Raw genomic sequence first — 20,561 nt, 5'->3', positions numbered from 1 at the left:
AGTTAAGCTGCAGACTTTGCTGCGTCTGAACGGGACTTCCAGATGGAGGCGGCTACGGTAACTAATAATGTGCTGACGATAAATAGCAGTGAAGCCGGAATTCCGATTTCTGGAACGTTAAAAGGTTCCCCGTTATTGATAAACGAAACATTGTTTTCATGCATAGCGTGGAGAATGAGTTTCACGCCAATGAAACCAAGGATGGCAGCCAATCCCCAGTGCAGATATACCAGGCGTTCTAAAAGCCCATCGATTAGGAAGTAAAGTTGGCGCAGACCAAGCAGAGCAAATGCGTTGGCAGCGAAAACTAAGTATGGTTCGGAAGTTAAACCGAAGATAGCTGGAATCGAGTCAAAAGCGAACATGAGGTCAGCTGACCCAACTGCGATGATTACCAATAGCATGGGGGTAAGGTAAGTTTTCGCGCCGTGACGGTGAAGCAACTTATCTGAGAGGAAACCGTCAGTTACGGGGAATACCTTACGAGTTAAGCGAACAAAGAGAGGCTCTACGAATTCTTCGTCACTTACGCTATGTCCTGAAGTGGCTTCTCTTACTTGCGTGTAAGCTGTCCAGATTAACCACAGGCCAAAAATGTAGAAAATAAACGAGAATTGGTTGATTAGTTGTGCGCCGATTAGAATGAAGAAGAAGCGCAGCACCAGGGCAATGATGATCCCGGAAAGAAGTACTTTTTGCTGGTATTCACGGGGAACTCTAAAAGCCGCAATAATAATCACAAAGACAAAGAGATTGTCTAAAGACAGTGACCATTCGGTAATCCAACCCGCCCAATACTGAGTTGCATAATCAAGGTTCCAAAAGTACCAGACTAAAAAGCCGAAAGACACTGCTAAAGTGACGTATCCAGCGGTCCAAGAAGCGGCTTCCTTTAAAGTTGGGGCGTGCGGGGTGCGCACATGTCCTACGATATCAACGGTAATCATGGTGATTACCAGGCCGAAAAGTAAGAGCCAACCGGCCAAGTGTACGTCCAAAATCTTCTCCGTGTCTAAGGGCTTGCAATCGAAGCAAACCTGAGTTTTATTTTTTAAGCTACTTTCTAACTTTACCGCAGTTATAAGTTAGGTTCATTAAGCCAAGCTGTTAAGCTGAGCGCATTTGCCTTAGTTCTTGCTTCAGCTCCTTTAGTTCATCTCTAAACCTGGCTGCCAGTTCGAACTGCAGATCTTCAGCTGCAAGGTGCATTTGCACTGTCAATTCTTCAATTAAATCAATCAGTTCAGCTTCTGCTGCCGGCAGGTTACCACCTTTTTCACGCTGTTTTTTACCTGTTTCACCCGATTTTGCGGGTGTTTTCCGGTAGCCGCCTTGAAGCAGTTCCTGAGTATCAATGTCCTCTCGGGCTAAGAGGTCAGTAACATCTTGAATCTTCTTTCTAAGTGGTTGCGGGTCAATCCCGTGGGCCTGGTTGTAGGCAATCTGCATTTCTCGGCGCCGTTCAGTTTCGGCGATTGCCACTGCCATTGAATCAGTGACGCGATCAGCATACATGTGGACTTCACCGGAGACATTTCTGGCGGCGCGGCCAATCGTTTGAATCAGCGAGGTCGTTGAGCGCAAGAATCCTTCTTTATCCGCATCTAGAATCGCCACTAAGGAAACTTCCGGTAAGTCCAGGCCCTCTCTTAAGAGGTTAATCCCGACTAACACATCAAATTTTCCTAATCGTAGTTCCCTAAGTAACTCAACCCGTCGTAACGTATCCACATCAGAGTGGAGGTATTCAACTCGGATACCTCGTTCCGCAAAGTAGGTTGTTAAATCCTCGGCCATTCGTTTGGTAAGTGTGGTTACCAGGACACGCTCATTTTGGGAAACCCTCATTCTGATTTCTGCTAATAGGTCGTCGATTTGGTGTTCTGTTGGTTTAACTCTAATGAGCGGATCAACCAGTCCAGTTGGGCGAATAATCTGTTCCACTACCCCACTGGACCGTTCCAATTCGTACTTTCCAGGAGTTGCCGATAGGTAGACAGTCTGCCCCACTCTTTCTAAAAACTCAGCAAACTTTAGCGGGCGATTATCCATCGCCGAAGGTAGCCTGAACCCGTGATCAACTAAGGTGCGTTTCCGTGACATATCCCCTTCATACATGGCACCAATCTGGGGAACGGTAACGTGAGATTCGTCGATTATGAGCAGGAAGTCATCAGGGAAATAATCCAACAGCGTATGCGGTGCGGTGCCCGCTGCACGGTCGTCAATATGACGCGAATAGTTTTCAATCCCCGCACAGGAACCAATTTCGCGGAGCATTTCTAAATCATAGGTGGTGCGCATCCGCAAACGCTGCGCTTCAAGTAGTTTATTACGGGCTTCAAACCAGGCAACTCTTTCATCTAATTCAGCTTGGATTGAAGCGATCGCTTTTTTCATTCGTTCTTCCCCAGCCACATAGTGGGAGGCCGGGAAAAGATAAGTATAATCGACCTCGCGAATTAAATCGCCGGTAAGCGGGTGCAGGACTGCCAGCGAATCAACTTCATCACCAAAGAATTCAATCCGAATCGCCAGTTCTTCGTAGACTGGAATAATTTCCACGGTGTCGCCGCGCACGCGGAAAGTTCCCCTGGTAAATGCCACATCGTTGCGGGTATATTGCATGGCTACCAGTTGCCGTAGGAAACGCTCGCGGTCAAGTTCTAACCCGACTTCAATTTCCACCATGCGGTCTACGTATTCTTCGGGGGTACCTAACCCGTAGATGCACGATACTGAAGAGACGACAACTGTGTCTCTACGCGTTAAAAGCGAGTTTGTGGCTGAGTGACGTAACCGTTCAACTTCTTCGTTGATTGAGGAGTCTTTTTCAATGAAAGTGTCGGTTTGGGGGACGTAGGCTTCCGGCTGATAGTAGTCGTAGTAGGATACGAAATATTCGACTGCGTTATTGGGCAGTAGGCTTCTTAGTTCGGCCGCTAACTGGGCAGCAAGAGTTTTATTGTGTGCCATGATTAGCGTGGGACGCTGCACCTGTTCGATTAACCAAGCTGCGGTTGCTGACTTCCCAGTGCCGGTTGCGCCCAGAAGGGTTATGTCCCGTTCCCCTGCGTTGATCCGTTCGGTTAGTTCTTTGATTGCCTTAGGTTGGTCACCTGAGGGCGTGTATTCGGAAATTACTTCAAAGGGGGCTTGCCGCCGGCTTAACAATTCACTCACCTTTTCAGCATACTGAGTTTAAGTTTGGGACGCATTCCGAATTGCCTTTACGATTGCGGTTACCAGCTGCGGGTCTGTGCCGGGTTCACCTGTCGCATAGGGAGCTTTAAAGTGGATTTCTTCAGCGCCGGTGATTTGCATGATTTCCGTGGCATTGTGTGCGCGGATTCCCCCAGAGATAATGATGGTGAGTTTACCTTTGGTTTGTTTAATATCTTCTTTTAGTTGCTGATAGTTGGCAAGGGTTGGGTGTCCCCCGGCGGTGAGTACTGCGTCGAACCCGTTTTCGCTGAGGGTTTTTAGGGCTTTAGCACGGTTTGGGCAGCTGTCGATCCCCCGATGAAATACCAGTGGCCACCCCTGGGCTGCTTTCACCATTTGGGTGAGAAACTCCGTGGGGATTTCCCCTGTTTCGTCGAGGGCGCCTACAACGAACCCGACGGGGACTTTAGTGTATGCGTATTTTTGTCGCAGGCGAATCACTTCCGCGATTAATGCTGCTTGCTGCTGGGGGGTGTGTTGAAAACTAGCGTATTCTTCCCGTACCAGGATTCTTAACCCGAAGGGGGTGGGTAATCCTGAGATTAGGTCGATGGTTGCATGGATTAACTCATCTGGTGGGGTGAGTCCGCCTACCTCAAGCCGAGTGCAGAGTTCAACGCGATCTGCACCGGCTTGGTAGGCAGCTGCCACGGCGGCTAAGTCTTCTACGCAGACTTCAATTGTGGTCATTTTGCGCCTCATTTTAGTTTTGGGGAAGTAATGGGAAATGGCAGGCTACCTGGTGGGCTTGCCCGTTTCTTCCCACGGTCCCCTTTTCTTCAAGGTTTGGTACTTCGGTTGCGCAGATTTCCTGAGCGAAAGGACATCTGGTGCGGAAGCGACATCCACTTGGTGGATCGATGGCAGAGGGTAGTTCACCGGTTATCTTGAACTTTTCACGATTTAGAACTGGTTCGTCGATGCGCGGTACTGCGTCGATGAGTCCCCTGGTATAGGGGTGGAGGGGGTTTTCGGTAATATCGTCTGCGTCTCCCAGTTCTACTAGGGTTCCCAGGTACATTACCCCAATCCGGTCAGACATGTAGCGGACTACTGCCAGGTCGTGACTGATGAAGAGGTAAGAAAGTCCGTACTGGGTTTGTAGTTCGCGCATTTGGTTTAAAACCTGGGCCTGTACTGAGACGTCCAGTGCAGAGACCGGCTCGTCGCAGACTATCACGTCTGGGTTGAGAGCAAGTGAGCGGGCCAGTCCGATTCTTTGGAGCTGTCCTCCGGAGAATTCATGCGGGTAGCGTTCCAGTGAGTTTTCCGGTAAGCCTATCTTTTCTACCAGTTCTTCAGTGCGTTCCATCCTTTCTTTGCGTTTCGCGGTTTTTTGGATCGCCATTGGTTCTGAGATGATTTCATCAACTCGCATTCTGGGATCCATTGCGGCAGCAGAGTCTTGGAACATCATCTGCACTGTGCGGTGAAACTTGATGCGATCACTTCCGGTGAGGCTGGAAAGGTCTTTTCCGTTGATGATTATTTTTCCGTTGGTTGCTTCATCTAAGCCTGCTATTACGCGTCCCAGGGTTGATTTTCCGCAGCCTGATTCTCCGACCAGCCCGAAGGTTTCACCTCTGCGCACGTTAAAGGATACGTCTTTAACTGCTGAGACGGTGCCGATTTTCTTACGGATTAGACTTCCGGCTCTGGCTTCAAAGTCTTTGCAGACGCCCTCGACTTGCAAAATAATGGGTTGCTCGGTGAGGGCGATCTGGGTGTCTGCGAATGTTTCAACTTTGAGTTTTTCCCCGCCGGGGTGGAAACAGGCAACTTTATGAGTTTCTCCTAAAAGGCTGGGAGTTTCTCGGTGGCATTGCTCGGTTGCAAAAGTGCAGCGCGGGGCAAAAGGACAGCCTTTAATCGGTTCAGTAAGAGCTGGGGGTATTCCGGGGATTGAATAGAGGCGTTCTTTTGAGTGGGTGGCGCGTTCTGGCAGGGCCGCTAGCAGGGCGCGCGTGTACTGGTGGTCTGGGGAGGCGAAGAATTCTTCCGAGGGCGCCTGTTCCATCACCTGCCCAGCGTACATAACTGCCACGGTATCTGCCCGTCCGGATACCACCGCCAGGTCATGGGTAACTAGGATGACTGCTGACCCGAATTCTTCTTTTAATTCATCGAGAAGATCCAGGATCTGCATTTGGGTGGTTACGTCTAAGGCGGTAGTTGGTTCATCGGCGATCAGTAGTTTCGGGTGGCAGACTAGGGCCATGGCAATCATTGCGCGTTGGCGCATTCCACCTGAAAGCTGGTGCGGATAGTCGTCAACGATTTTTTCGGCGCGGGGCATCCCCACTCTGCGCATGATTTCTATGGCGGCGTCGCGGGCATCTTTACGGGAGTATTTTTTATGGACGCGTAGGGATTCTCCGATTTGTTTCCCGATGCTCATGGTGGGATTGAGTGAGGTCATCGGGTCTTGGAAGATCATTCCCATTTGGGTGCCGCGAAGTTTGCGTACTGTTTCTGGTTTTTCTTGGGTGAGGTTGATGCCGTCAAAGAGGATGTCTCCGCTGGCAACATATCCGTTACCGGGTAAGAGCCCCATCACTGCTAAAGCGGTCATGGTTTTCCCGGAACCTGATTCACCCACGATTCCCAGCGTTTGTCCTGCGTAAACGTCTAGGTTTACGCCGTTGAGTGGAGTTACCTGGCCTTTTCGCCGTGGGATTGTCACGTGGAGGTCTTGGATTGATAGCAAGGGTTGAGTTGTCATGTTTCCTTACCTCTTTCGCAGTCTTACTTCGAATGCGTCGCGTAGTCCGTCGCCTACGAAGTTGAATGCTAGTACCAACAGGATAATGGCGATACCTGGGGGGTAAATTAGCCACCAGCGTCCGGAGTAGATTTCGCTTAATCCGGTGGATAGCATGCCACCCCAGTTAGCGGCCGGTGGTGGTACCCCCAGTCCCAGGAAGGAGAGGTAGGCTACGTAGAGTACGGCGTCAGCTACTTGGAAGGTGGCGTTTACTATGACAGTGCCGATTGAGTTTCTGACGATGTGGGTGCGGACGGCGCGCAGTGGTTTACCGCCCATTCCGCGCATGGCGGTTACGAATTCGCGGGAGCGTAGGGCGATGGAGTCACCTCTAACCATACGGGCGGGGTTGAGCCAGGCGAAGGCTGAGATAACCAGTACCAGCATGGGGATGGTGGGGGTAACGATGGTGGCGATTAGCATGAAGAGGAAGAGCGCGGGGATTGACATGAGCGAATCGACGATACGCATCATTACTGCGTCCACCCATCCGCCTATGAACCCTGCGGTGGCGCCCCAGATGGTTCCAAAGGCCGTTGCTAATAGTCCGGCTGAAAGTCCAACGATAAGTGAGGTTTGTCCGCCGAGCATAAGCCGTCCCAGTTGGTCGTATCCAACTCCATCTGTTCCCAGGATGAACCCTTGTTCTCCGGGGGCGATATGTACTTGGGAGAGGTTAGTGTGGACTTGTTCCGAAGGGTAGATGAGGGGGCCTAGGAAGGAAAAGAGGACTAGGAAGATAACTAGGGAGAGTCCAAAGACAGCGAGTTTGTTTTCAAAGAATACGGCTACGCCCTGTCTTCCCATTCCGACGTGGCGTTTTTTAGTTTTTTGTGATGCCATTATTTGCCTCCAGATAGTCTTACGCGAGGATCGACCATGGCGTAGGCTATGTCTGCTAGTAAAGCTCCGATTACCGTGGCGAAAGAGACGATTAGGGTTACTGCCAGTAGGACTGGGAAATCGCGGGTTTGGGTTGCTTGCCAGAACATTAGTCCCATTCCCGGGTAGTTGAAGAGGGATTCCACCACCAGCGCCCCGGAAAAGAGGTGTGGCACGTACATTCCCAGTAGGGTGATTACTGGAAATAGTGAGTTCCCGAGGGCGTGTTTTAAGGTTACTCGAGCAGGTGAAAGGCCTTTTGCCTGGGCGGTACGAATGTAGTTTTCGTTTAGGTTATCTACCATTGTGGAGCGTACGTAACGGGTGAATGCTGCTAGAGCAACAATCGCCAGGGTTATCACTGGGAGGATGAGGCCTTGCCACTGTGAGAAGATTTCCGCAACTGTGAAGCCTTGGGGGGCTTGTGGTGGGAGGATCGGCCAGACTTGTGAAAAGAGTACGATTAACAGCATTCCCAGGAAAAAGAGTGGGGTTGCGTATGCTAATAGGGCTACTCCGGTGATGAGGTAGTCGGCGGGTTTGTTGCGGCGTACTGCCTGTAAGGCGCCTAAGGGGACGGCGATAACTACTGCTAAAACCGTTGAGAGGAGGCTGAGAACGATTGTTTTGGGCAGGCGCTGGGCGATTAGGTCAGCGATCGGCTGGTTTTGTTGGAATGAGAAGCCCAGGTCCCCTTGGAATAGCCGTCCCAGGTACATTCCGTATTGGATGATGAAGGGCTGGTCGTAGCCCATTTGCGCGTTGTAGGCGATTATCTGCGCTTCGGTGGCTTCTTTGCCAAGAGCGGAACGCGCGGCGCCTCCGGGTAGTAGGTGGAGGATGAGGAAGGTTAGGAAGGTGACTAGGAACATGACGATGATTGCCTGTCCTAATCGTTTCAGAATGTAACGCCACATTTGGAGTTAGCCTTTCTGGTGGTGGGGTGGCAAAAGTTCTAGGGGGTTTCCCTATCAGGTCTTTTGCCACCCCACCTTAAGTGGTGCGATAAGATAATTACTTTCTTGACCAATCTTGTGGGTACATACCCAAGGTTGGCTCTTGTGGATCGATGCCACTGATATCTGCTTTATAGGCTGATACCTGTGCCACTGGGTTCGGCATCCACAGTACCGGGAGGTCTTCTGCCAGGTAGTCGTTGTATTCTTGCATGGCAGATTCGTCTGCTGAGACGAGTGTCTTTTGGATTAGTTCATCCGCTTTAGCATCTGAGTAGGAACCTAGGTTCACGGGTGCATCGGTAGCGAATAGACGCTGTCCGGAGGCGTAAACTGGGTAGTACCAGGATGCTTGGGAGCCGAAGAAGGAAAGGTCCCAGTTACATTCGGTGTCCGGTTTACACTTTTGGGAAACTGCTACGGAGTCAGGTACTTCTTGGATTTCGAGGACGATGCCCAGCTTGGAGAACTGTGATTTGAGTTCTGCCATCATCTTTGAAGTTGCGGTGAAGCCTGACTGTGAAATCATCACAAAGCGTAGTTCAGTTCCGGCTTTGATTCCTTCGCCACATTCGTTTGCTCCGGTGCCGGGACGTTCACAAGTAGTAACCCCATCTGGGTTTACTTTCCAACCGTGTGATTCTAAGAGTTCTTTTGCTTTTTCAGGGTTGAAGCCGTAGGCACATCCATCTAACGATCCTGCTTTCCCCGGTTTTTGTGGAACCGGACCACAGGTGGGCGCAGCCATTTCTTGCCAGATTACCTTAGAGATACTTTCTTGATCGATAAGCTGTTGGAGGGCTTGGCGGATATATTTTTGTTTGAAGATGGGACCGGTTTTGGGGTTAGCAAAGTTCATGGGCATGTAGGTGATGGACCAGCCGTACCAGGGAGAAACTTTGTAGCCCTGTGATTCAATGTAGCCTTTTTCTGAGATGGAACCGGCTGGAATATAGCCGTAGTCGATCCCTCCGGAACGTAGCGTGTTGAACTCTGAGTCGTCAGAGGTGAAAGGTTTAAAGACGACTTCCTTTACTTTAGCTTTATCGCTTCCCAGGTAACCGTCATTTGCCATTAGTTTTACTTCACCTGATGGAGTGTATGCAGCTAGTTTCCAGGGGCCGGATACGGTTTGCCACAGGGGATTAGTTCCATAGGAGGCTGGATCTTCAGAGGCTTTCTTCAGGTATTGGAAAATGGCTTTGGCTCCGGCTTCGGTACGGTCATCGTCGGTGATTTGACCGTCGTCAGCTGTTTTTGCCCACACGTGGTGTGGCATTGGAGTTAGCGCTGCTAGCTGGTTCCCCATGTAGAAACCGGGTGCGTAAACTTCAGTAGTGGTTAGTTTAATGACTTTTTCGTCTACAACTTCAAATGAGGCTACGTTATCTGGGAAGTTTCCTTTCCGGTAGGATGCCCATTCGTCTTTGTTGTACTTAATTAGGTTGAACCAAAATTCCAGGTCGCGGGTGGTTAGGGCCGTGCCATCTGACCATTTGAGATCTTTGAGGGTGATGGTGTAGGTTTTTCCGTCTTCGCTTAGCTCTGGCACGTTTGCCATTGAGCGTTCTGCGTCAAGATTGTACTTGGCGTTTCCTTCAAGGGTAAAGTCGAATAAGGCGGGCCACTGCATGGAACGGAAAATACCATTCTCGCCTTGTGTTTTACCAGGTACAGAAATTGGCAGAATCCAGGTTGGTGTCTTCATAGCAACACTAATTGAAGCAGAACCGTTAGCCTGGGTAGAGTCGGCATCGGGTTTCGCCGCTCCTTGGGGAGTAGAAGAGCCACCGCAGGCGGCTAAGCCTGTGGCGAGTGCGCCAGCTGCGACTACAACCAGCATTTGGCGCACGTAGTTGATTCGTTTCATCCTTGAAACTCCTTTCAAATTCGGCATTTTAAATCGGCTGCCAAGTTTCCGATAATTTGAGACTAGCAGGATTTTTACAATTTTGTGATAACTTTCGATAACTTTTTAGAAAATACGCTAAACTTATTACAATAAGTTGCAATAACTTATGAATTTTATACCTCACAATTACAAGGAATTAAGCAAGTGTCCCCTGCCGTAAAACCTGAGCTACTCCAAGCCGCCTATCGGCTAATCCAAACTGGCGAAGCCACTTCACGCGCCGAGATTAAGCGGATCCTTGACATTTCAGCCTCGACCGCCTCAAACCTCACCCGCGCCCTTTTAGAAGAAAACTTAATCACCGTTGTGGGCACCTCCGCCTCCACCGGAGGGCGCCGCGCAGCTCAGTTCAAAGTAGTTGAACCAAGGGCCGTTATCGCCCTCGGTGAACTTGGTTCCAAACACGCTTTACTGGCAATTACCGACTGGGCAGGGCATATTGTTAGTACGAAAGAAATTCCCCTAGAAATAAGTGATGGCCCCGAAACAGTTCTTTCCCAAATTGCTACCACCTGGGAAGCAATGCTTAACAGCTCCAACCTAAATGTTAAGAAATTTACCGCCTGCGCCCTCGCCCTCCCCGGGCCGGTTAATCCGCAAACCCAATCAATCATCTCTCCAGCACGAATGCCCAACTGGAATAACGCCCCCGTAGCAGAAATGCTCTCAAAAGAACTGAACTGCCCCGCCTACATTGACAATGACGCCCGCGCCGCCGCACTTGGCGAAGTAGGTGCAACTGAAAAGAACTACCAAAACTTCATCTACGTGAAAACCGGATCAGGTATCGGTGCAAGTTACGTAATCGACGGTAAGCCCTACACCGGCGGAAACGGACTGGGCGGAGACATCACCCACACCTTCTCTTTCCCCTCCACCAATCTCACCTGCGCCTGCGGCAGAGTCGGTTGCTTAGAAACTATTGCCTCCGGTTACTCCATCCGCAGATTCCTAGCATCCCAAGGGGTTTCTCTCCCAAATATGCAAGCACTGGTCCAAACCGCAGAACTGGCTGACCCACAGGTAACCTCAGCAATCCGCAACGCCGGAACCCGCCTGGGAGAAGCCCTGGCTCCCCTAGTGAATTTCCTCAATCCGCAGGCAGTTATTCTGGGGGGATCACTTTCAGAAGTAGGCTTATTCAAAGCCGCGGTACGCGCCGCCCTCTATAGCGCCTGCCTTTCGATGATTTCGGAAGAACTTGAAGTAGAACTTTCCACCCACCGGCAGTACTCAGCGCTAATTGGTTTAGATAAAGCTATCCGCAATCAGCTACTACCAGTTCCGGGAAATAGCCTCCCCCACCAAAACACCCCTTTAATCACCACAAATTAGTTAGTTCTCTTCCCTACCCGCTAAGTGAGACATCATGGTTAATTTTGAAACCCGCATTGGCCCACCCGATCTAATACCCCAAACCAGCTACCCAAAGACACAGACACCACAGTGGTTTTTAGATGCAAAGTTGGGCTTTTTTATTCACTACGGACTCTATTCCATTCCCGCTTGGGCATATCAACCCCAGGGAGAAACTATCCCCCTTGAAGATGCCTACACCTACCACCAATACGCCGAGTGGTACGCAAATACTTATCGCATCGAAAACTCCCCTTGTCGAAAGTTCCATGAAGCATCCTTCGGAGTGGGTACCTCATATGAGGATTTCGCAGACCGATTCACCCCACAGGCAGATAAACTCACAGAAACTGTGAAACTATTAGTTGCAGCCGGAGCAAAGTACCTGGTCCCCACAGCTAAACACCACGATGGTTTCTGTCTTTGGGATACTCAAACAACAGATTTCAACAGTGCTAAACGCGGCGCCAAATTAGACGTTATTGACCTAATCACAAAACTCACCCGCGAAGCCGGCGTTAAAGTTGGGATCTATTTTTCAGGGGCCTTAGACTGGCACTGCGCAGATTTTCCTCCCATCCAATCTGATCGTGAAATCTTCACCTACCGTCGCAATGACCCTGCTTTTGCGCGGTACGCTGCCGCTCAACTAACTGAGCTAATCGACCGTTTCAAACCGGAACTACTGTGGAATGACATAGATTGGCCAGACGCCGGTAAAAGCAACACAAAGTACAGTCTCTCGCAGTTATTAAAGACATTTTTTACAAAAACTCCAGAGGGAATTGTTAATGATAGGTGGGGCATTCCCTACCACGGTTACCTCACTCGCGAGTACACGCACGTGGCAAATATTATCGAAAAACCCTGGGAAGCAACCCGCGGATTAGGGAAATCCTTCGGCGTTAATCATCATGAAGCTGATACTGATTTCCTCACCTTAAAAGGCCTGCTGCTTTACTTTACGGATGTAGTTTCCAAAGGTGGAAACCTCTTACTCAATGTTGGCCCCAATGCCGACGGCAGTTTAGAACCCCGCCAAGCAACGCTCATCCGCGGTTTAGGAAAGTGGATGGAACGCTATGGAAAGTTCATCTATGGTTCCCGCCCCTGGATCCGACATTTAGCGGAGCCTGCCTGCATCCCCTCTCCCACTGACGAACGTTACCTGCTTCTGCCGGCAACTCATCCGGCAGCGGGACTGGCAGTGGTAATTCGTGACCGGACTGCCTCCCACTTTCTAGTTCCCTTAGATTTCCCTGAAACTACCGGCTACTGGTATTGGGAGGGGAATACTTACCCTATTCCCATTACCCCGGGACAAGAAGTGAAACTGCCACCAGCAAATTCAAACCTTCCAATCATTCTTCACCTTCCAAATCATCAGGCTTAAACTACCGGCAAATACAAAGGAGTAAAAAATGGAATTGCCGAAAATTTGGCGCCCTCGGGTAGCTATCTGTGGAATTCATATTGAATCTTCCACCTTCACTCCCCAGCTTTCTTACGAGCACGACTTCACTGTGCTACGCAAAGAAGCCATGTTACAACGCTACTCTTGGATTGAAGAAACCTGGAGCCAAGCCATCGACTGGCTACCAGTATTCCACGCGCGCGCACTGCCCGGCGGAGTAATCGACCGTCCTGTATACGACGCGTGGAAAGCAGAAATAGTAAGCGAAGTTTCCAAACTACACCGCGCAGCTGCTCTAGATGGGCTTTTCTTTGATGTGCACGGCGCAATGAGCGTAACTGGGTTACTAGATGCCGAGGGCGATTTAATCACTGCACTGCGGGAAGTAATCGGCCCTGACGTACTGGTGTCTTTATCCACAGACCTACACGGGAATATGTCGGAAACCTTATTTCACGCCTGTGATCTGCTCACCACGTATCGAATGGCTCCGCATGAGGATGCTTTAGAATCACGTCGGCGCGCAATGTACAACCTGGCCATGCGACTGTTGAGCAATCAGGGGAAACCCGCCAAAAGTTTAGTTCATATCCCGATTCTTTTGCCGGGAGAAAAAACCTCAACTCGGATTGAACCTGCTAAGCGCCTCTACGCGCGTATCCCCTATTTAGAGTCACTCCCAGGCGTTTTAGATGCTGCGTTTTGGATTGGTTTTGCCTGGGCGGATCAACCGCGCTGTAAAGCTGCTGTAGTAATCACCGGAGATTTACCGGCAGACCAGTTAAGTCAGTTAGCCCTTGGTTGGGCTCAGGAAATTTGGGAAGCGCGCGATGAGTTCGAGTTCGTTGCCCCCGTCGATACGATGGAAAATTGTCTATGCTGGGCAGAAACCGCCCAACGACCCACTTTCATCTCTGACTCTGGGGATAATCCGGGTGCCGGTGGAGCAAATGACGTCACCTATGCGCTCCACCATCTCTTACAATGGGAACCCACCATGTCTGGAAAGTTACACACCATCTGCGTTTCTCTCCACGATCGCCAAGCAATTGAACTTGCTGAAGAAGTTGGGGTGGGGCAAATTGCCAACTTTACCGTGGGCGGAAAGATCGATCCACGTTGGCCCGGTCCAGTTTCTTTCCCGGCGAAAGTTACTCAGCTTGCAGAAGATAGTTTAGGCGGCACTTCAGCAGTATTAAGAGTATTTCGCCCAGTACATGAAGAGCTGGTGGAAACCGGTTTAGACGTGGTAGTAACTGAAAAAAGAAACCAGTTTGGTGACTTAGAGAAGTTCACTACCTTAGGTTTAGATCCGCAGACAGCCGATCTTATCGTTGTAAAAATCGGTTACTTAGAACCAGATCTGTATAATCTGCATCGCGATTGGAAGATGGCTTTAACTCCAGGTGGGGTTGATCAGGATCTCCTGCGTTTAGGACATACGATGATAGACCGTCCGATGGTACCTTTCGATACTAATCGCGCAGTTTTGGATGCTGTTGAATTGCTTCCCATAACTGTTGCACCTGCTGCTTCAGCTCACTAAGAGAACCGGAGTTATCAATCACGTAGTCTGCGTGGAGGGCGCGTTGCTCATCAGTGATCTGGTTAGCAACGCGCGCTTTTGCGTCCGCAATAGTCATCTGCCGGTCATTAACCAGGCGTTCGATTCGCGTCAGCTCATCGGCAACTACTACCACCACCAGGTCTAAATAACTGGGCCGACCTTCATCTACTAAGATAGCGGCATCGTAAACCCCAACTTCACCTGCAGGTACTTTATTCAACTCTTCTAAAGCAGCTTCTGCGATTTTAGGGTGCATAATCTGGTTTAGTTCCTCAAGTTTTTCATCGTCATGAAAAACGATATCAGCAAGGGTTGAGCGCATAAGTAAAGGTGGCGTGGTGTCCGTAAGGATTTTAGGTCCGAAGTGTTCGGCCAGTTCTTCTAATACGGGCTGGTGGGTTGCCACGTATCTAGCTAAAACGTCTGCGTCAACGATATGTGCCCCAGCTTTGGCCAGCATTTGGCTCACTGTGCTTTTACCTGCGCCAATCCCACCGGTTAAACCAACCCAAACTTTATCTGCGGGTGCTTTGTCTTGCATTTGTATTTGCCTTTCAGTAGGTTGATTTCGATTCCATTATAAGGGGCAAAGCAGGAAGTAGTATATATGATTTTTCCGGCATAAAAATATGCGGGTGGAAAATCCACCCGCATATTTTATTTAGCTTTTATAAGCTCAGTTTCCAGTTAGCTTGTCGCGAAGTGCAGCCAGTGCTTCATCAGAAGCTAAAGTGCCTTCATTTTCAACTGGAGTTTCGTAGGATGCTTCTTCTTCAACTGGAGCTGGAGTTTCTTCAACATCTTCTACCAGTGCTTTAGCAACCTGTGCCTTGTGAGCTTCCCAGCGTTCCTGAGCTGCAGCGTATTCTGCTTCCCATGCTTCACGCTGTGCTTCGTAGCCTTCCATCCATTCCTGGGTTTCTGGGTCGAAGCCTTCAGGGTACTTGTAGTTACCATTTTCGTCGTACTCTGCAGCCATACCGTAGAGGGATGGATCGAAGTCTTCAGAAGTTGGGTCTACACCCTCGTTAGCCTGCTTCAAGGAGAGGGAAATACGACGACGTTCCAGATCAATGTCGATGATCTTAACGAATGCTCCGTCGCCTACCTTCACAACCTGTTCTGGAGCTTCAATGTGACGCTGTGCCAGTTCAGAAATGTGAACCAAACCTTCGATGCCATCTTCAACGCGAACAAATGCGCCGAATGGAACCAGCTTGGTGACCTTGCCTGGTACTACCTGTCCCAATGCGTGGGTGCGAGCGAATGCTTGCCATGGGTCTTCCATGGTGGCCTTCAAAGACAGGGAGACGCGTTCGCGGCTCATGTCTACTTCAAGTACCTCAACGGTTACTTCGTCGCCAACTTCAACAACTTCTGCTGGGTGGTCAATGTGCTTCCAGGAAAGTTCGGATACGTGTACCAGGCCGTCTACGCCGCCCAGGTCAACGAATGCACCAAAGTTAACAATGGAGGAAACAACGCCGGTACGTACCTGTCCCTTCTGCAGAGTGTGCAGGAAGTTGGTGCGTACTTCGGACTGAGTTTGTTCCAGGAAGGAACGACGGGATAGAACAACGTTGTTACGGTTCTTATCCAGTTCAATAATCTTTGCTTCAAGTTCGCGGCCAATGTATGGAGCCAGGTCACGAACGCGACGCATTTCAACCAAGGATGCTGGGAGGAAGCCACGTAATCCGATGTCAAGGATCAAACCGCCCTTAACAACTTCGATTACGGTACCGGTAACAATACCGTCTTCTTCCTTAACCTTTTCAATGGTGCCCCATGCGCGTTCGTACTGAGCGCGCTTCTTGGACAACAGCAGACGCATTCCGTCTTTGTCTTCCAGCTGGAGGACAAGAGCTTCAATCTTATCGCCAACTTTAACGATATCTTCTGGAGCAATATCGTGTTTGATGGATAGTTCCCGTGAAAGAATAGTACCTTCGGTCTTGTAACCGATATCAACTAATACTTCATCGTGGTCTACCTTCACAACAGTACCTTCGACAATGTCGCCTTCTTTGAAGTACTTGAAGGTTTCGTCGATAGCTGCGATCAGGTCTTCGCGCGAGCCAATGTCATTAACGGCAATCTGCTCGATCTGGGGCTTAGAGGTGGTCATAAAAATATGTTCCCCGTTTTTTAAACTAGTATATGGACAATTTTCTACAGTGTGTTTTACAAATAAAAACTTCTAAAGCACACCAAATTCAATACTATCAGGCAGTTTGCAGATTAAATAGCAGTTTTAACTATCCACCTCAACTATTTAAGAGAGATACCTCTCATTTACCGTTTGTATCAAAGCCTCGAAAGAATTTTCCCTTCCCACTTGCCATTTCAGCCCGTCTTAATGGGCCGCATCCTGCCAGGAGCTTCCCACCCCAACCGAAACATCTAATGGCACGCTTAACTGCACTACACTCCCCATCAGCTCAGTCACAATCTTAGTAACTTCTGCGATTTCAGAGTCCACTACTTCTAAGACTAATTCGTCATGAACTTGCAAAAGCACCCGGGAAGCTAATTTAGCTTCTTTAAATTTCTGCATTACCTGATGCATCGCCAGCTTAATAATGTCAGCTGCCGTTCCTTGGATAGGTGCATTCAATGCTGCTCTTTGCGCCATCGCGCGAAGATTTTGATTAGCTGCATTTAAGTCCGGCAAATAGCGGCGCCGCCCCATCATAGTGGAGGTATAACCCCGCCCTCGAGCATCCTCAACTGTCTTTTCTAAAAAGTGAGCCACCCCGCCAAAACGCTGCAGGTAATCGGCTTTCAACTTCGCCGCCTCCGGCACCGGAATCCCCAACTGCTGAGACAAACCATAAGAAGAAAGCCCATAAGCTAACCCATAGGAAGTCGCCTTAATCTGCGAACGCAAAGCCGGAGTAACTTCAGCTTCAGGAACCCCGAAAACCATAGCAGCTGTGGTGCGGTGCAAATCTTCCCCGGAATTAAACGCATCAATCAAACCCTGATCCCCAGACATATGGGCCATCAACCGCATTTCAATCTGCGAATAGTCCACAGTCATCAGCTGATCATACCCCTGGCCGGGCACAAAAGCAGCTCTAATCCGCATTCCTTCAGCAGTCCGCGCAGGAATATTCTGCAGATTCGGTTCCGTCGATGAAAGCCGTCCGGTAGCAGCCACAGTCTGCTGGAAAGTAGTGTGAATCCGCCCGTCCTCGCGAACTGCGTTAATAAGCCCTTCAACAATCTGGCGAAGTTTAATCTTATCGCGGTGTTCCAAAAGATACTTTAAGAAAGGATGCTGAGTTTTCGCATATAAGTCAGCTAAAGCCTCTGCGTTAGTAGTGTAGCCGCGTTTCGTGCGTTTAGTTTTAGGCATCTGCAACTCTTCAAAAAGCACCGTCTGTAACTGCATTGGAGAAGAAAGATTTACCTTATGACCAATCGCGTTATAAGCAGCTTCTTCAGCTCTTTCCACTTGCTCAGTAAGTTCACTAAGCAGCTGATTGAGCACCTCCATCGACATAGCAATGCCGGTATCTTCCAACTCGTAAAGATCACTTTGGACAGGAAGTTCCAGATTCCGGTAGAGGTCCCACAGTTCGTCTCGTTGCAACCGGCGTTTGAACTCCACTGCTAACCGGGCAATCACCTGCGCTGATTGTGTTAAGGACACGTAATCACGTAAAAGAGTCAGCTGTTCTTCTTGCGGTGCTAAAAAGATTCCCAAATATTTTTCCGCTAAAGTGCGGAGGGAATAATCTCTTTGGTCTGGCCCTAAAAGATAGGCGGCTAACTCCACGTCATCTGCTGGAGCGGGAAGATTTAACCCAGAGTTTTTGAACGCGTGCCGCAGTCCTTTAGCATCATGAGTGATGATTGGGTGGGATGCGAGACACCCCTCCAGGTGTTTCGTTTGCACCGCATCTAAATCTCTTGGTTCACAGGCAAAAGCAAAACCGGCTTTTGCAGTGGCATAGTAAAGACAAATGGCTTCTACTTCACGGTTAAGCACTTCAGTTGCTAAAACAAGTGGCTCCCCTGCGGGGATTTTTTCCACCCAGCTGGCCAGCTGCTTTAGATCGGTCTGCGTTGTTATTTCAACTTCAGGTAAGCGCGAATCAGAGTTTTCTTCCCCTGTTTCACCATCTAAGGCAAATACTCTTTGCCTCAGGCGATTGAACTCTAAAACGTCGAATAATTCGTTTAAGCCGCTACGATTTATTGCCGTGCGCTGGAGTTCTTCAACGCTGACGGGTAGTTTCACATCGGTGAGTAACTGGTTTAGTCGCCGGTTACGTTCCACTGCGGGGATCGCTTCTCGTAGGGCTTCCCCGCGTTTTCCTTTGATTTTGTCGGCGTTGGCGATTACCCCTTCTAAACCACCGTATTGCTGTACCCACTGGGCAGCGGTTTTTTCACCAACTCCGGGGACACCGGGGAGGTTATCTGCTTTTTCACCGGTTAGAGCGGCAATATGTGGGTACCACTGTGGGGGGACACCGTAGCGAGCTTCAACTGCGGCAGCATCCATCAGTTTCAGATCGGCCGGGGTTCGTCCCGGGTAAATGACTTTAACTTTATCGCTGATAAGTTGGAAGGAATCTCGGTCGCCCGATGCCAGTAGAACATCCATGTCTTTAGCTTCTCCTAAGGTAGCTAAAGTGGCTAAAATATCGTCTGCTTCATACCCGTCGGCGGTAAGCCAGGTGATTCCCATATTTTCCAAGACTTGTTTGATTAGCCCAACTTGGCCTTTAAATTCCTGGGGGGTTTCTGCGCGTCCGGCTTTGTATTCGCTGTATTCTTCGTTGCGGAATGAGCCGTTGGAAGTATCGAAAGCTACTGCCAGGTGGGTGGGCTGGTGTTCTTCAATCAGGCGTAGCATCATGGTGACAAAGCCGTAGATCGCGTTAGTTGCCTGCCCGGTGGAGGTGGTGAAGTTTTCTACTGGAAGCGCAAAAAAGGCGCGAAAAGCCATGGAGTGTCCGTCGATAATTAATAGTTTTGCTTCGCTCATATTCTTTCCTTGGCGCCAGGGTCATATTCGTGTCACGATAGTGCCATGAGTGATATTTTTTCTTTCTCTCCTGATTCTCTCATGTCACGGATGGGAATGCGTATTGTTGAAGTGTCAGCGCAGAAAACTGTGTTAGAAATGCCGGTGGCTGGGAATCTGCAGCCAGCTGGGTTTTTACACGGGGGCGGGGCAGCGGCTTTGGCGGAAACTGCAGGGTCTTTAGCTTCCCTAGCTTATGCGCAGCAATTACGGGATGCGGATGGGCAGGAACGCACGCCGGTGGGTACGGATTTGTCGATTTCTCATTTGCGTCCTGGTTCCGGCGCTGCGGTTACTGCGGTGGCGGTGGCAGTTAAATTGGGGCGGACGCGCTGCGTACATCAGGTGCAGATTTTTTCCGAGGACGGAAAGCTAATCTCTACCGCTATGTTAGGCAATCAACTGGTATAGCTTAAAGCATATGGTGTGGGGGACTGTTTTCAGTCCCCCACACCATATTTAACGTTACTTTCTAAATCACAGTGACATGTTTCAGGCGGGTTTTTTCTACTGCGCAGCAGCAGATTATGCAGTTTTACGTTATGCAAGGAGCAGATTATGCAGCGCCTGATTGTCCGGTGAGCGTCCTATGCTACGCCTGATTAGGCGTTACTTCGGCTTTGCCCCCGGTTTAGTCTGTTTGTGCCACCTGTGCGATTACAGCCTCAGCTACTTCCCGCATTGAAAGCCGACGGTCCATAGAGGTTTTCTGAATCCACCTAAAGGCTTCATGTTCACTCATCTTCATCCGTTCCATCAGCAGACCTTTTGCACGGTCAACTATCTTGCGAGCTTCGAAACGTTCGTTAAGATCCGCGATTTCGTTTTCCATCGCCAGGATTTCATTATGGCGACTTAAGGCGATTTCTACGGCGGGAAGCAAGTCAGCTTCTGAGAATGGTTTAACCACGTATCCCATGGCACCCGCGTCGCGAACGCGTTCTACCAATTCACGTTGCGAAAATGCGGTAAGCATCACAACTGCACATGAGAGTTCTTTCAGAATCTTTTCTGCTGCAGTTATTCCGTCCATTTTAGGCATTTTCACGTCTAAAATACATAAGTCAGGTTCCAGCTCAAGCGCTTTTTCTACCGCGTCTTCACCATTGTCGCATTCCGCGATTACTTCAAACCCAGCGGTTTTGAGGATATCAACGATATCTAAACGGATCAGACCTTCATCTTCTGCGACCAGAACCCGACGGGATTTGTTCTCAGTCTTTCCCATTCGTAATCTTCCTAGATCTAATTTTGATTTCCGATAAACTTATCTATATTCTATTACTTAGTGATTCGTTTTAGGAACTCAATCGGTTCATAGAATAAATCACTTGCCCCGGTAGCCCAATTGGCAGAGGCAGTCGGCTCAAACCCGGCTCGTTGTGAGTTCGAGTCTCACCCGGGGTACTTTTTTACCCGTTTTTCGCTCACATCAGCGGTTTTC

At 49.6% G+C, this 20,561-nt stretch carries 15 protein-coding genes and 1 tRNA gene; 5 read left to right on the top strand and 11 right to left on the bottom strand.

The window, feature by feature from the left end; all coding sequences use genetic code 11:
- Positions 1 to 2 precede the first annotated feature (2 nt).
- From NXS08_RS02240 to NXS08_RS02210, 7 genes are all read right to left on the bottom strand, one after another.
- On the bottom strand, positions 3 to 998 hold the full coding sequence (locus tag NXS08_RS02240) for a TerC/Alx family metal homeostasis membrane protein (protein WP_259136742.1): 996 nt from the start codon (positions 996 to 998) through the stop codon (positions 3 to 5).
- Positions 999 to 1,107: 109 nt separating this feature from the next.
- Positions 1,108 to 3,183, bottom strand: coding sequence for an excinuclease ABC subunit UvrB (gene uvrB, locus NXS08_RS02235; RefSeq protein WP_259136740.1), 2,076 nt, complete (start codon positions 3,181 to 3,183; stop codon positions 1,108 to 1,110).
- Between the two features lie 18 nt (positions 3,184 to 3,201).
- Positions 3,202 to 3,915 carry a copper homeostasis protein CutC gene (locus tag NXS08_RS02230; protein WP_259136739.1) on the bottom strand — a complete coding sequence of 238 codons (714 nt, stop codon included), beginning with the start codon at positions 3,913 to 3,915 and terminating at the stop codon, positions 3,202 to 3,204.
- A gap of 13 nt (positions 3,916 to 3,928) precedes the next feature.
- Complete coding sequence (locus NXS08_RS02225) at positions 3,929 to 5,947, bottom strand: ABC transporter ATP-binding protein (RefSeq protein WP_259136737.1); 2,019 nt, start codon at positions 5,945 to 5,947, stop codon at positions 3,929 to 3,931.
- Between the two features lie 6 nt (positions 5,948 to 5,953).
- Complete coding sequence (locus NXS08_RS02220) at positions 5,954 to 6,832, bottom strand: ABC transporter permease (protein ID WP_259136734.1); 879 nt, start codon at positions 6,830 to 6,832, stop codon at positions 5,954 to 5,956.
- Entirely contained in the window at positions 6,832 to 7,788 is a 957-nt protein-coding gene (locus tag NXS08_RS02215; protein ID WP_259136732.1) for an ABC transporter permease, read from the bottom strand. Before NXS08_RS02215 ends, NXS08_RS02220 begins: the two co-directional genes overlap by 1 nt.
- 97 nt (positions 7,789 to 7,885) lie before the next feature.
- Positions 7,886 to 9,697 (bottom strand): peptide ABC transporter substrate-binding protein, encoded by a 1,812-nt coding sequence (locus NXS08_RS02210; protein WP_259136729.1) that lies wholly within the window; start codon positions 9,695 to 9,697, stop codon positions 7,886 to 7,888.
- 186 nt (positions 9,698 to 9,883) lie between these two features.
- On the opposite strand from NXS08_RS02210, the gene NXS08_RS02205 reads away from it, so the two are divergent.
- Genes NXS08_RS02205 through NXS08_RS02195 form a run of 3 tightly spaced genes read left to right on the top strand, consistent with a single transcriptional unit; the run spans position 9,884 to position 14,055 of the window.
- Positions 9,884 to 11,074, top strand: a complete 1,191-nt coding sequence (locus NXS08_RS02205; protein ID WP_259136727.1) for an ROK family protein — start codon at positions 9,884 to 9,886, stop codon at positions 11,072 to 11,074.
- 34 nt (positions 11,075 to 11,108) lie between these two features.
- Positions 11,109 to 12,488: an alpha-L-fucosidase gene (locus NXS08_RS02200; protein WP_259136724.1), complete on the top strand. Its 1,380-nt coding sequence runs from the start codon at positions 11,109 to 11,111 to the stop codon at positions 12,486 to 12,488.
- A gap of 28 nt (positions 12,489 to 12,516) precedes the next feature.
- Positions 12,517 to 14,055, top strand: coding sequence for a M81 family metallopeptidase (locus tag NXS08_RS02195; protein ID WP_259136722.1), 1,539 nt, complete (start codon positions 12,517 to 12,519; stop codon positions 14,053 to 14,055).
- Here the strand turns inward: NXS08_RS02195 and coaE are convergent.
- From coaE to polA, 3 genes are all read right to left on the bottom strand, one after another.
- Positions 13,985 to 14,617, bottom strand: coding sequence for a dephospho-CoA kinase (coaE, locus tag NXS08_RS02190; RefSeq protein WP_259136720.1), 633 nt, complete (start codon positions 14,615 to 14,617; stop codon positions 13,985 to 13,987). The genes NXS08_RS02195 and coaE overlap by 71 nt on opposite strands.
- A gap of 135 nt (positions 14,618 to 14,752) precedes the next feature.
- Positions 14,753 to 16,204 carry a 30S ribosomal protein S1 gene (gene rpsA / locus NXS08_RS02185; RefSeq protein WP_259136718.1) on the bottom strand — a complete coding sequence of 484 codons (1,452 nt, stop codon included), beginning with the start codon at positions 16,202 to 16,204 and terminating at the stop codon, positions 14,753 to 14,755.
- A gap of 228 nt (positions 16,205 to 16,432) precedes the next feature.
- Positions 16,433 to 19,078 carry a DNA polymerase I gene (gene polA / locus NXS08_RS02180; RefSeq protein WP_259136715.1) on the bottom strand — a complete coding sequence of 882 codons (2,646 nt, stop codon included), beginning with the start codon at positions 19,076 to 19,078 and terminating at the stop codon, positions 16,433 to 16,435.
- Positions 19,079 to 19,123: 45 nt separating this feature from the next.
- Between polA and NXS08_RS02175 the strand changes: the two genes are divergently transcribed.
- On the top strand, positions 19,124 to 19,528 hold the full coding sequence (locus tag NXS08_RS02175) for a PaaI family thioesterase (RefSeq protein ID WP_259136713.1): 405 nt from the start codon (positions 19,124 to 19,126) through the stop codon (positions 19,526 to 19,528).
- A 220-nt stretch (positions 19,529 to 19,748) separates the two neighbouring features.
- On the opposite strand, the gene NXS08_RS02170 is transcribed toward NXS08_RS02175, so the two are convergent.
- Positions 19,749 to 20,345 carry an ANTAR domain-containing response regulator gene (locus tag NXS08_RS02170; protein ID WP_259136710.1) on the bottom strand — a complete coding sequence of 199 codons (597 nt, stop codon included), beginning with the start codon at positions 20,343 to 20,345 and terminating at the stop codon, positions 19,749 to 19,751.
- A 105-nt stretch (positions 20,346 to 20,450) separates the two neighbouring features.
- Here NXS08_RS02170 and NXS08_RS02165 point away from each other — a divergent pair.
- A tRNA-Leu gene (locus NXS08_RS02165) sits at positions 20,451 to 20,524 on the top strand.
- Positions 20,525 to 20,561 lie beyond the last annotated feature (37 nt).

The organism is Gleimia sp. 6138-11-ORH1 (assembly GCF_024814355.1).
GTDB lineage: Bacteria > Actinomycetota > Actinomycetes > Actinomycetales > Actinomycetaceae > Gleimia.
Note: the sequence above shows the minus strand (reverse complement) of the source record. Positions and strands in the feature narration are given on the sequence as shown.

What these genes read in the sequence shown, in the direction of transcription:
- NXS08_RS02225 (WP_259136737.1), bottom strand. Translation starts at nt 5,947, where the DNA reads ATGACAACTCAACCCTTGCTATCAATCCAAGACCTCCACGTGACAATC.
- NXS08_RS02170 (WP_259136710.1), bottom strand. Translation starts at nt 20,345, where the DNA reads ATGGGAAAGACTGAGAACAAATCCCGTCGGGTTCTGGTCGCAGAAGAT.
- NXS08_RS02230 (WP_259136739.1), bottom strand. Translation starts at nt 3,915, where the DNA reads ATGACCACAATTGAAGTCTGCGTAGAAGACTTAGCCGCCGTGGCAGCT.
- NXS08_RS02210 (WP_259136729.1), bottom strand. Translation starts at nt 9,697, where the DNA reads ATGAAACGAATCAACTACGTGCGCCAAATGCTGGTTGTAGTCGCAGCT.
- rpsA (WP_259136718.1), bottom strand. Translation starts at nt 16,204, where the DNA reads ATGACCACCTCTAAGCCCCAGATCGAGCAGATTGCCGTTAATGACATT.
- polA (WP_259136715.1), bottom strand. Translation starts at nt 19,078, where the DNA reads ATGAGCGAAGCAAAACTATTAATTATCGACGGACACTCCATGGCTTTT.
- NXS08_RS02175 (WP_259136713.1), top strand. Translation starts at nt 19,124, where the DNA reads ATGAGTGATATTTTTTCTTTCTCTCCTGATTCTCTCATGTCACGGATG.
- NXS08_RS02215 (WP_259136732.1), bottom strand. Translation starts at nt 7,788, where the DNA reads ATGTGGCGTTACATTCTGAAACGATTAGGACAGGCAATCATCGTCATG.
- NXS08_RS02200 (WP_259136724.1), top strand. Translation starts at nt 11,109, where the DNA reads ATGGTTAATTTTGAAACCCGCATTGGCCCACCCGATCTAATACCCCAA.
- NXS08_RS02220 (WP_259136734.1), bottom strand. Translation starts at nt 6,832, where the DNA reads ATGGCATCACAAAAAACTAAAAAACGCCACGTCGGAATGGGAAGACAG.
- NXS08_RS02195 (WP_259136722.1), top strand. Translation starts at nt 12,517, where the DNA reads ATGGAATTGCCGAAAATTTGGCGCCCTCGGGTAGCTATCTGTGGAATT.
- coaE (WP_259136720.1), bottom strand. Translation starts at nt 14,617, where the DNA reads ATGCAAGACAAAGCACCCGCAGATAAAGTTTGGGTTGGTTTAACCGGT.